10 protein-coding genes are annotated in these 11,725 nt (G+C 41.2%); 4 read left to right on the top strand and 6 right to left on the bottom strand.

Annotation, left to right across the window (positions count from 1 at the left end; all coding sequences use genetic code 11):
* Window positions 1–175 precede the first annotated feature (175 nt).
* Window positions 176–907, bottom strand: a complete 732-nt coding sequence (locus tag AB4298_RS15695; protein WP_248998649.1) for a DedA family protein — start codon at window positions 905–907, stop codon at window positions 176–178.
* Between the two features lie 682 nt (window positions 908–1,589).
* On the opposite strand from AB4298_RS15695, the gene AB4298_RS15690 reads away from it, so the two are divergent.
* Window positions 1,590–2,042 carry a DUF2127 domain-containing protein gene (locus AB4298_RS15690; RefSeq protein ID WP_248998648.1) on the top strand — a complete coding sequence of 151 codons (453 nt, stop codon included), beginning with the start codon at window positions 1,590–1,592 and terminating at the stop codon, window positions 2,040–2,042.
* A 39-nt stretch (window positions 2,043–2,081) separates the two neighbouring features.
* On the opposite strand, the gene AB4298_RS15685 is transcribed toward AB4298_RS15690, so the two are convergent.
* Complete coding sequence (locus AB4298_RS15685; protein ID WP_371987443.1) at window positions 2,082–4,505, bottom strand: PilZ domain-containing protein; 2,424 nt, start codon at window positions 4,503–4,505, stop codon at window positions 2,082–2,084.
* 138 nt (window positions 4,506–4,643) lie between these two features.
* Between AB4298_RS15685 and radA the strand changes: the two genes are divergently transcribed.
* Window positions 4,644–6,017, top strand: coding sequence for a DNA repair protein RadA (gene radA / locus AB4298_RS15680; RefSeq protein WP_248998646.1), 1,374 nt, complete (start codon window positions 4,644–4,646; stop codon window positions 6,015–6,017).
* 59 nt (window positions 6,018–6,076) lie between these two features.
* Here the strand turns inward: radA and AB4298_RS15675 are convergent, their stop codons facing one another.
* Complete coding sequence (locus AB4298_RS15675; RefSeq protein WP_248998645.1) at window positions 6,077–6,445, bottom strand: PilZ domain-containing protein; 369 nt, start codon at window positions 6,443–6,445, stop codon at window positions 6,077–6,079.
* Between the two features lie 159 nt (window positions 6,446–6,604).
* Window positions 6,605–7,207 carry a YgjV family protein gene (locus AB4298_RS15670; RefSeq protein WP_371987442.1) on the bottom strand — a complete coding sequence of 201 codons (603 nt, stop codon included), beginning with the start codon at window positions 7,205–7,207 and terminating at the stop codon, window positions 6,605–6,607.
* A gap of 280 nt (window positions 7,208–7,487) precedes the next feature.
* Here AB4298_RS15670 and AB4298_RS15665 point away from each other — a divergent pair, with 280 nt between their 5' ends.
* Window positions 7,488–8,726, top strand: a complete 1,239-nt coding sequence (locus AB4298_RS15665; protein ID WP_248998643.1) for a DEAD/DEAH box helicase — start codon at window positions 7,488–7,490, stop codon at window positions 8,724–8,726.
* Between the two features lie 331 nt (window positions 8,727–9,057).
* Window positions 9,058–10,416: an NCS2 family permease gene (locus AB4298_RS15660; protein WP_248998757.1), complete on the top strand. Its 1,359-nt coding sequence runs from the start codon at window positions 9,058–9,060 to the stop codon at window positions 10,414–10,416.
* 336 nt (window positions 10,417–10,752) lie between these two features.
* Here the strand turns inward: AB4298_RS15660 and AB4298_RS15655 are convergent, their stop codons facing one another.
* Both AB4298_RS15655 and AB4298_RS15650 read right to left on the bottom strand, forming a co-directional pair.
* Window positions 10,753–10,890, bottom strand: coding sequence for a hypothetical protein (locus tag AB4298_RS15655; RefSeq protein ID WP_371987441.1), 138 nt, complete (start codon window positions 10,888–10,890; stop codon window positions 10,753–10,755).
* A gap of 324 nt (window positions 10,891–11,214) precedes the next feature.
* Window positions 11,215–11,628, bottom strand: a complete 414-nt coding sequence (locus AB4298_RS15650; RefSeq protein ID WP_346347778.1) for a UDP-2,3-diacylglucosamine diphosphatase — start codon at window positions 11,626–11,628, stop codon at window positions 11,215–11,217.
* Window positions 11,629–11,725: the final 97 nt, after the last annotated feature.

The following is an 11,725-nucleotide window of genomic DNA, read 5'->3' as shown; positions in this document are numbered from 1 at the left end:
TACTTTATATAAGCACTTAAATATCAGCGTTATACATAGATTTATTTATGTTGGTGGCGTGTATTGATACGAGTTTAGTGAGTAGGGGGGATGGACAGTTTAAGGTTTTATCTTGGAAAGGACATATAAAAAGCCACCGCTTGGGTGGCTTAAATTACTCGGCTATTCTGGGTGATTACTTGATGGTTTTTTTCAATACTGGCTGCGCTTTCGGTAACACCGCCTCTTGAATTATTTCACTGACAATCGGCTTTCTAGCGCGTCTTTTCTTTATGATAAAACGGCTAAGCAAGCTGACTATGGCAATACCAAGTGTGATAAATGGCGCAATGATTAGCACCATAGTTACAACTCGAGCAATACCTTCAGGTAGATAAGACAGTGCATAGCCAAAGCCCAGTAATAATGCACACCAAATAAAGGCACTTAACCATGCAAAATAATGAAAATTAGATACTTTCTTAATGTGTAGCCCCATCATTAACGGTAACAAAGGGCGTACAACCGGTATAAAACGTGCGGTAAATAGAGCTAATAAACCGTGTTTATTTAATAAGTTATCAACCGTCTTCATACGGTTTTCCGGTACGGCATCAATCCAGCGTTGGATCTTAGGTAATTTGTGCAGCCATTGGCCTTGTATAAAGGCGAGCCAACTTCCAGTCGCGCCAGCAATGACGAGTGCTGCAAATACCAAAGGAAAACTGATGATCCCGGCAGCGGCTAAACTACCTGATAAGATGACGACACTATCACAGGGCATAGGGGCTGCTGGAAGAAATGCGCTTTCAAGCCAAATTAAGGTGAATACGCAAACGTATATCATGGTTGCGCTGCCAGGACTTTGCAATAAAGCGAAATCTTGCTGCCAAAGAGCTGTAATGACTGAGACAAATGAATCTAGCATTGCCGGTGTTCCTAAGTGGGCCTGATGCTCAAAGCTATTATTAAATAATACAATAGTTTGAGTGGGTAACTAAAGGGATTTGCTATTGGTGTGTTGAATGTTAGATCGTTGTCAAACCTTCATCATTTTCTATGCGCAAACCGCCTGAGTTCGCACTATACCTCAGGATTAAACGATGCTAATTAACTATTCATCTTCATTAATAAAAATACATCTTCAGTTAATCAGAAATTCATTAATGCTTGTTTATCCATCAATGGCTGTTGCAAGCCAAACCTTTCTAATCTGTCAATATGGTCAACGTATGGATAAAAGCTTGGGTTACATTGTTAGCTGTTGTGGCTGCAGTATAGGGAGGCATTTTAAATCCACTCGCATGTATTGCTATGCTAACTATATTGGTTGTTTAAGCAAAATGATTGCCACAGAACGGCTTATACCAAATAGTTGTTTTAACTAGCATAATGGTTTTGTAGGGTGAATAATAATTCTGTAAATTGGAGTTTTTTTAGTTTCTACTATTGAGGTATGCAGTAATAACAACATTAAACTAGGTTAATGTCGCACTAAGCTGGTGATATTGGCATAAAATAGCGGCCTGTAAGGCTCGTAATTATAAGCGAGAGCATTTGCCAGCCAGATGCTTTGGCATTGAGTTGCATTGGTATAGAGAAAAGTAATTATGTTGGTAGTTAATAGAGGCCTAAAAGCAGTTGCTTTACTTGAGGCGACAAAAGGCTTGTTATCGGTAATGGTCATTTTTGGCTTACATAAGCTAGCAGGCGAGAATTTGCAGCAGTGTGTCGAGGCGTTAATTAGTCACTCCCATTTAAACCCAGCTAATCATCTGTTACAGGAAGTGGTTACAGAAGCGGGTAAAATCAGTGCAAGCAATCTTAGTTTAGTCATGGCTGGAGCTGCACTCTATGCCGCAGTGCGTTTTATCGAGGCATATGGCCTTTGGCGCAGCCTACTTTGGACCGAATGGTTTGCATTATTAAGCGGCGCAATTTACTTACCATTTGAGATCTATGGGCTCTTTACTAAGCCCGGTTTATTAACGTTTGCGGTCTTGGTAACTAATATCGTGGTTGTAGGGTATATGTATCGAGTGATTAAGCATAAACCGAGTTAGTTGTTTGCCTACTCGGTTTTATAGAAATTAAGAGTTGTTTTATTTTAGACGTTGTTGAGAGCCAAGTTCAGGATAACGCATGATAACTTCGCTAGTAATATCTAAAAACTCACCAACGCCAATAATATTCCATAGCTGCTCTTCGAGCTTCTTGGCTCGATGTGAAGCATAGACACTTAAGTACTCTCGTTCACGACGTATGTAATTGAGATCGGGTTTACCTGCTGCGCCTCGATAGACTCGTAGCGCGATAAACTCACCGAGTTCTTGGCTGCGTTTGATGAAATTAATTTGCTGTTTTTTATCTGGCAAATCAATATCACTAATACAGTGTACTTTGATTTTCCCTTGTGACAGACGAGACAACTGCACAAAAACTTCAAAATGAGTTAAGCCATATTGTGGCTTTGCGGCTCTAATAGGAGTAATAAAGTCTCGTTTTAATTTGTCGTCATGCAGCAAAGGACTTAAATCATATCTGAGTGTGTTGTCAGTTTTTGATGCAAAAAGGTTTGCGATATCATTATTTTCAGTACCGATACCTAATGTTGAAAGCCGTGCCGACTTTTCTGTTCGTTCAACAAAATATGGTAAAGATGCAAGTTTTCGCATCGCAATATTTTTCATGCCATCAGCGAGCTCTTTACCGTCCTGATTGTTATCTGTTAACTGCTCTAGTTTTTCACGGTTATGCCTAATGAGTCGGTTCAAAAACTCAACCCCTGCATGAGGAGTGTGCTCAACTATTGCAGATAGATGTAAAGTGACCCCATTTTTTCGAGTTCGTAGTAAGCGGTAAGGCAATTGCTGTAATGATACTTTTCCTGCAAGTGTTTGTAGCTTTGGAAAGCTGATGGCAATCGGCTCCGCACTATTAAAGTCGGCCTGACTTGTGAGCGTTAGCTTCATACCACGACTCGAAATATCATCAGTACTGGCAATTGCGCTCAAGCTACCTTGGTTTAGCTGCACTGCGGTTTTAAAAGCAAACCGTGATTCATTGCGTCGCTCACTAAATTGCAATGAGATGAACTTCAATAAATGTTGGCTAACTTTCTGTTGACCAAAGATTTTCAACTCATTCACGCTGGGTGGGTTATCATCAGCTTTTAGAATTTTATCCCACTCTTGATATTGCTCTGCAGCATCTGGATTGGTCACATCAATAATTTGTAGTACATGACTAAAAGCGCCTAATTGAGCTTCAGTTTTTGGTGAATAATTACCTTGGTCTCCGGGTAAGATGCAGGCTTTATACGACTGTAGGTGATCGATAGTTTGCTTAGTTACCCTAAACATCTTAAAGCTTGGTTTAGTTGCTGCAAAACTTAAGAACAGAGCCAAAAATCGGCTATTATTTAGCTCTGCTAAGCTCGCAGAATAGTAATATTTAGCCCCTTGAGCACTAAAAATAAAACTGAAAAACTGACAATGCTCACTTGCGTCATCAGATTCAATAATATGTTTAAGTCTTGTTGGCGATAGAAATGCATTTAGCTGGCTAATGTCATCTTCATCTTTAAAATATTGACTTATGTTTTGGTTTTCTCGGCTTAGTAAAGCATGACTCAGCTGATATGTTGTCGTTTCACTATCAACCTTTTGTTGAATAAACAAAGGAAGATGTGGCAGATTTGGCAGATAGTAGCGTTCAAAACCAAGGCCTTTACTGCTAGTTAGCACATCATTGACGTCGACCTTATAACGATACTTATGGCCAATAATCAACTTTTTGAGCATCTCGCTCAAAGCTTCTGAACCCGATATGCGCTTGAGTCTTAGCCAGCTATATTCTCTGTTCTGTTCGACATCAACGATTTGATAGTCCACACCATGTTGCAGATCGTGATGATAATATTCATCACTGAGTTCCAGCAATTTAACTCTAATAGGTTGATAAGTTTTTAGGCTATGCTTTGCCGGAAGGCGAATGCGTGCGCCGCCAACGGATAGGTCGACGGTAATTCCATTTAACGATTGCTCTGCTTGAGAGACGTTAATACGCATACTGTAATTCATACGCTCTTCACTACGCGCAAAATAACTACCTAAAACAACGCCATCGGCAACAAAAGGCGAGATATTCGCTTCAATATTTAATTGCTTGGCTTTACGTAGCTTCAAAATGCGTTGCTTATGGCTAGCAATAACTTGCTCATAAACACCTAGTGTATATTCGTCCCGGTATAGGGCAATAGCTTCTAAAAAGCTTTCTTTAGCAGGGGCATCTAAATAGTGACGTTGCTGAGCGAAGGCAAATTCCTCGCATTCAAGTTCAGTCTTATTGCGTAAATCAATATTACGGGTACAGATTGAAGCAAGGCGGTTAAGTTCCATTTTTAGCAAAAAGCGAGTAGAGCTAGTCTCTGTAGAAGTAAGCTGCTCAAATAGTTCCTGAAAATCAGGCTCCATTAATAGCGGTTTTAACTGTTCAACTAGGGCTTTATGCAGATCTAAGGTCATTAATCACTTCTTTTGGATGCTAAAAACGCCAATGGCTGATAGGCTCATAGGCAACTTTTAAGGGGACTATCCCAACTTTAATTAGTATCGGCCAATATTGGCATTACTTTACCGATTTTATGTGATTTAGACAGGGCTATGGCAAAGATTAAAACAGCTTATGTATGTAATGAGTGTGGGCAGGACTTTCCACGTTGGCAGGGGCAATGTAGTGCTTGTCAGGAGTGGAACACCATTAGCGAACTTAAAATTTCGGCTGCAAAACCAGCGCGAGCAGCCGTTTCTGGCTACGCTGGTTCTGTTGGTGGCGGCTCAAAAAAGCTTAATGAAATTGAAGAGTTTGAAGCGCAGAAAATGCTTACTGGGATCGGCGAGTTGGACCGGGTGCTTTGTGGAGGCTTAACAACAGGTTCCGTTAATATTATTTCAGGCGATCCTGGAGCAGGTAAAACTACGATTTTATCGGATCTCGTATCGCGTATGTCGCAGTTGATGCCATCGCTTTACTGCACAGCAGAAGAGTCATTATCTCAGTTTAAAAACCGAGTTAACCGGTTAAAGCTCGATTGTAATGAAGACAATTTGTACTTAATGGCCGAAACCAGTGTCGAAGCGATTATTGCAGAGCTTGAAGATAAGAAGATCAAGTTTGCGGTTATTGATTCTATTCAGGCAGTAGTTACCGATTTAGCTAATGGTAGCCCAGGATCTCCGTCGCAGGTTAAGGGCAGTGCCCAAGCATTAACTCAGTATTGTAAACAAAATAATGTGACTATGTTTTTAGTTGCTCACGTGAATAAGAATAACGAAACTGCAGGACCGCAAACCTTAATTCACATAGTAGATTGTTTGACACATATTGAATGTAATGATGGTCAAGTTCGTACCCTCAGAGCGAACAAAAACCGTTTTGGTGATGTCGATACCGTGGGCATTTTTAAAATGACAGAGCGCGGTATGATCAGTGTCGATAATCCGAGTGAGATATTTCTATCGGGCTCAAGCACAGAATCTCCGGGGGCGGCGATCACTTGTATTCGTAAGGGAAACCGAAATCTATTACTCGAAATTCAATGTTTAACCACAGAAACTGAAGCTGAGTTCCCTCAACGTGTATGTGTTGGTTTGAATATGAACCGAATTAAGATGCTAACAGGTATTTTACGCAAGCATACTAAGACTAAGATATTTCACGATACTTACTTTAATTTGGTTGGCGGCCTTAAAATTGATGAGTCTGAGACTTGTATCGATTTAGCATTAGTGACGGCATTACTGAGTAGTTTAAATGATTTTGTCGTGCCAAGAACTACCTGCATTATGGGAGAGCTTAGTCTTAATGGCGACGTACGCCCAATTGACAGTGGCGTACCTAGGGTAAAAGAAGCGGTACAGCATGGCTTTACTGAAATCTTTATTCCTTTTCGCAACTACCATAAATCGATGGAAGGTGCGGGCGCTAAGATTATTCCCATAAAGACAATTCATGAATTACTTGAGTTAATTAACTAACGATATAAAAACACCGCATTTATTGCGGTGTTTTGTATTTATTGTCTTTGTTATGCTATTTAAGATTTACCATCTAAGGCAAAAAGGCGCTCTAATTCGCGGTCTAATAATGAAGCATCACCGAGGTTAAGCTCGAGTAATCGGCGTAAGTGACTAATGCTTTCAACATCGATATGTTGGCAAGCTAAGCCTAGTTGATTGTCTCTTTGGTGAACAACCCGCACCTGCATTTGAATGCAAATTTCAGAGTCATGGATCATAAACTCAAGCGTCAGCGCGTTATCGTTAAGTTCGAGCCCTATAGGTCGCTCAATTAAGGCCCCATTCAAGCTGATATCCAGTAGTTGAGTTTGCCAGCACTTTCGAGTACTAATCAGTTTAGCGTCGGCTGTTAATATTAGCCGAGAAAACTGTCGTCTATCATCCATATCGATCCTTGAGCTTGCAGCATGCTGAGCTACTGCTTTATTTTATTAGTTGTAAATATTTTGCAAAGGTGGCATCACCATATGCTAAGTGATTGTGATTATACATATTTAAAGATGGAAGTGTTGTTTTTTAAAACAGTTATTAACGGTTAGCTGCACTTAAAGTGCAGGCTCTGAATCGTAGCTAACCGTTTTCTGCGGCACTAAGCTATAAGTCAAAATAATAATGGTTACTAGTTGATAAGCGATACCAGACCAAGAGCTAAGATAGGCTGATAGTGTCAAATTAAGCATATTGCTGAACAGCATTGCAAAGCGTAGTTTTGCTCCAGCGCAGTAAAACAGGGCAAAGCTCATAACTATCGCACTCGCAACAGCGCACCATTCACTCCAATGCTCAGCCAATGTGAGGCCTTGAACTAACGCTGCTGTGGCAAATAACACTGGCAAACAATGAATTCGACGTTGAGTTAATGTTGTGAAGTGACGGCTACAGGCAAAACGAAATAGGTTAAGGAGCTGGTTCATCATTCCCAAACTACTACCAAGTAACCCAAGATGAGCGGCGGTAAGCCCTGAGGCGATAACATTACCAGATAGCAACTGCTGATCATTTTTTTGTGCGTTGGCCCACCAACCTATAGCCATTGAAACAAAGCCCAACGCTTGAACCCATAATAACGCTTGATGTGATAACTCGAACACTAAACAGTAAAACCTAATGTACTTTAAAAACAGCTCGCCATTGTCTACTTTTTGCACTTGGTAACTGTGATCATCAACTCGCTATTGTTTATTTGTTGCTCGGTTAATCTGTAAAGTGTGAGTTAGATCGCTAAATGTCGCTGTTAAGCGGTTCTGTTGGAGATATAGAGTCTTCAAAATTGACGTTTGGCAAAACAGATTTAATAAGCTCAAAAAATTTGTGATATCCGATTGTCAGCAGTTTGATGAGTATTGAGCGCAATGAGCATTGCGAGTTACAGTGTTTTTTCTGGTAAACTTCAGCATAATTTACCTGTTTACTTCAAGGATTGTCAGCGTGTCATTTTCATCACTTGCTTTAAGTGACAAACTTTTAAGCGTGCTTGCACAAAAAGGCTATCAGCAGCCAACGGCGATTCAAATTGAGGCTATCCCGGCAATTATAGCTGGCCAAGACATTATGGCGAGTGCGCAAACAGGGACGGGGAAAACCGCTGCATTTACTTTACCTATATTGCAACAATTACTCGATCTAACAAAGTCTGATTCAACGGAAGAAGCTAAGCAGCCAAAAGTGTTGGTGTTAACGCCTACTCGTGAGCTCGCTGTGCAAGTGAGTACTAACGTTAACCAATATGCTGTAAATACAGATATCACCAGTTTAGTCATATACGGTGGGGTGAGTATCGATGCGCAGGCGTCTAAGTTAGCAGCAGGCGTTGATGTGATTGTCGCAACACCAGGGCGTTTATTAGATCACGTTCGTCGCGGTTCATTGCATCTCTCAACGATAAAATATTTAGTGTTTGATGAAGCCGACCGTATGCTTGATATGGGCTTTATGGATGAGATTAGCGCTATTCTCAAACAGCTGCCAGCAAAACGGCAAACCATGTTGTTTTCAGCCACGTTTAGCAGCGCAATTTTTGACTTAAGTAAAAAATTGCTCCATAAACCACTTCGGATTGAAGTTGATAAGGCGAATAGTGCATCAGGAAGTGTTGAGCAAGTTGTTTATGCCGTCGATAGTGACCGTAAGGTTGCGCTACTTTGTCATTTAATTAATAAGAACGATTGGCACCAAGTACTTATATTTAGTCGTAAAAAGCAAACCGCGGATCAGATTGCAGAAAAAATGCTTGCATCGGGCATTGAAACTAAGGCGTTTCATGGTGATTTAGGACAAGGAGCTCGTGAGCAAGTGCTTAACGACTTTAAGCAAGGAAAAATTAAAGCTTTAGTGGCTACAGATGTCGCGGCTCGTGGCTTGGATATTGTTGAACTTAAAGTGGTGGTTAATTATGAGATCCCGTTTGTTGCCGAAGATTTTGTACATCGTATAGGTCGAACTGGCCGTGCAGGTAATACAGGTACAGCAATAACACTCTATAGCGAAGATGACGCCTTGTTACTTGAAGAGGTTGAGTCAGTCTTAGATAAACGTTTGCCACAACAGTGGTTAGCTGGTTTTGAGCCAGACTTAACTAAGATGGAAGAACCTAGCCGTAAAAATAGTAAAGCGGCTCAAAGACAAAGAGCTAAAAAGCGTGCTTTAGGTGGCAAGAAACGTCGTTAAGCAGCGAATTGCACTGATTGTTTTTAAGCAAGATAGCGATAATGCCTATTACAGATACCGTAGTAGACATTTTTTGTTGATGGTTATCAAAAAAGTTTGCAGTAAACTATTGCCGAGAACTTGATTGCTGTAAACTCCGCGCCAACAAAGGCTGTGTTGGTAAGAGTAAATTTTACCAGGCATTTTTTGCTCGCAGGTCACTGTCGCTTTTACAGGCGTCAGTGGATCTCTCACCCGATATTGTTAGTCGGGGCTCTACCTGCCATAGCCTTGTCCCCAACTGAGCTCAGTTGGTTTAGCCCAATTTAAGAGATCAAAAGGTATAACAATGATGAAGTCTGATCAGGCTCAAGCAAGCGCTACAACTCCTAACGATTCATTTCTGGATCGCTACTTCAATATTTCTGCTCGTGGAAGTACATTAAGACGCGAAGTTATCGCTGGATTAACCACGTTTCTAGCCATGGTGTACTCGGTTATTGTTGTACCGAATATGCTAGGTGCAGCCGGTTTTGATACCGGTGCAGTATTTGTTGCCACCTGTTTAATTGCTGCATTTGGTTCATTGCTAATGGGCTTGTGGGCAAATTTGCCGATGGCGATTGGCTGCGCAATTTCATTAACCGCATTTACCGCATTTAGTATGGTACTCGGTCAAGGGATCTCAATTCCTGTGACATTAGGTGCTATTTTCTTAATGGGTATCGTATTTACGTTAGTGAGTGTTACGGGTGTACGTCAGTGGGTACTGACTAATCTTCCTAAAGGTATCGCACACGGTACCGGTATTGGTATTGGTCTGTTTCTATTATTAATTGCTACTAATAGCGTCAAGTTAATTGTGGCAAACGAGACAGGCTTGCCAGTCGCTTTAGGTGATATTCATAGCTTACCTGTTATTGCAACCGTTATTGGTCTCGCGGCGACGATTGGTTTAGAGCGTCGGGGTATGCCTGGCGGTATTTTGTTGGTGATTATCGCTTTATCTATTTTTGGCTTAATCTTTGACCCAAGCGTGACTTACCAAGGCTTGTTTGCATTACCAGACCTTATGTCTGACAAGTCACTTATTGGCCAACTTGATATCATGGGAGCGTTAAACCCAGTGGTATTACCTATCGTGTTAGCCCTTGTGATGACAGCTATTTTTGATGCAACAGGCACTATTCGTGCCGTTGCTGGTCAAGCTGAGTTGTTAGATGATAAAGACAATATTATTGGTGGCGGTAAAGCACTTACCTCTGATTCGGTAAGTAGTATATTTGCTGGTGCCGTTGGTGGCGCTCCGGCTGCTGTTTATATTGAATCTGCTGCTGGTACTGCTGCTGGTGGTAAAACAGGTCTAACAGCAACCATCGTTGGTTTGCTATTTTTATTGATGATGTTCCTAGCGCCTCTTAGTTACTTAGTACCTGCTTATGCAACTGCGCCGGCACTCATGTATGTAGGCTTGTTGATGTTAAGCAATGTGACTAAGCTTGATTTTAACGACAAAGTAGATGCAATGGCGGGACTGACTTGCGCTGTATTTATCATCTTAAGCTGTAATATCGTGACCGGTATTATGCTTGGCTTTGTGACGTTAGTCATTGGCCGTATTTGCAGTGGTGAATGGCGTCAAATTAAGTTGGGTGTACTGGCTATTACGATTGGCTTAGTCGCATTTTATATGGGTGGCTGGGCGATTTAATCATCTAGGCTTATGTTTTAAGGTACTCGTACAAGCCAGTCAGCAGTGACTGGCTTTTTTATTGCGCGTGGCTATTGATATAGGGTTATCGATGAATAGCTCTTTTGATAAAGAACGCTCGATTAAAGCACCTAGCAGCTAAAATTGATGCTAGCTCAATAGCTCAATCATCGTTTAGTTATAGCACTTACCGGTGGTAATCTAGCTAACGACTGTGCTTTGGGTTTTAGTTTATTTGTGCGGCTTTATTGACGGCAAATATCATGATTATTGTCATAATAATGAACAAGAAATATAGCAATAGATTTTGAGTAGGTTTGAACATTAGCATTTTAATTATGCGACGCGTTTGACCTTTTTTGATGTTTCTTGTGAGGGGAACTGATGGGAGCTAATCAGCACTGCAGTTTGTTGCCATTGAAATAGTTGGATATCACCCTGACGTGACTCTGCGACAAATGTGCAGTTTTCCACCCAATCACCATCATTGATGTAGAGTATTTTGTTATCAAATTTGATTGCAGGCTGGTGGATATGGCCGCAGATCACCCCGTCAACATTCTTTGTCCGAGCATAACGAATGACTGCTGACTGATAGTCGTTAATTGCTTGCTGAGCTTTACCTATTTTGAGTTTTACATAGCTAGCCAGCGATCAATAAGGATAACCCAATAGACTGCGCACTTTGTGCAGGCCGCGATTTAAGAAAAGCAGTAAATCGTATAGGTGATCACCGAGCTTTGCATAAGCGCGACCAATACAGACCTCTGAGTCAAATTGATCACCGTGCAACATCAGTCATTTGTGGCCGTTTACCCCGCAATGTATATATTCATTAAAGATGGATAAATCCCACAAGTGAAAGCCGCTATAGGGCTTTAATACTTCGTCGTGGTTACCAGGAATATAAACCACTTTTACGCCATCACGAGCCATTTTTAGAAACTGTTGCAGCACTTTATTATGAGACTCAGGCCAGTAAACACGACGCTTGAGCGCCCATACATCAAAGATGTCACCAACGAGGTATAAAGATTCGGTTTCAAGTTGTTGTAGAAACTGCAATAGATACTCTGCTTTACAGTCTTTGCTACCTAAATGTACATCGGACAACCAGATAGCGTTAACGCAAATCGATGCTATATCTGAGTTGATAGGGCTAACGGAATTAGTGCATGAAAAGCGCGATTTTTCGTGTGGCTGCTTGCTCATAGACTTGCCATATCAGGGGGGGGATGGCGCTAGCGTAAAAGAGCTTGTTGACGGCAAGATGAACGATTTGTGGCAGCTTTATGACGTGCTGCAACTA

Origin of the sequence: Shewanella sp. 10N.261.52.F9, assembly GCF_041471165.1 — a bacterium.
Taxonomy (GTDB): domain Bacteria; phylum Pseudomonadota; class Gammaproteobacteria; order Enterobacterales; family Shewanellaceae; genus Shewanella; species Shewanella marinintestina.
The sequence above is the reverse complement of the archived record's forward strand: the minus strand, read 5'-3'. Positions and strand labels throughout refer to the sequence as shown.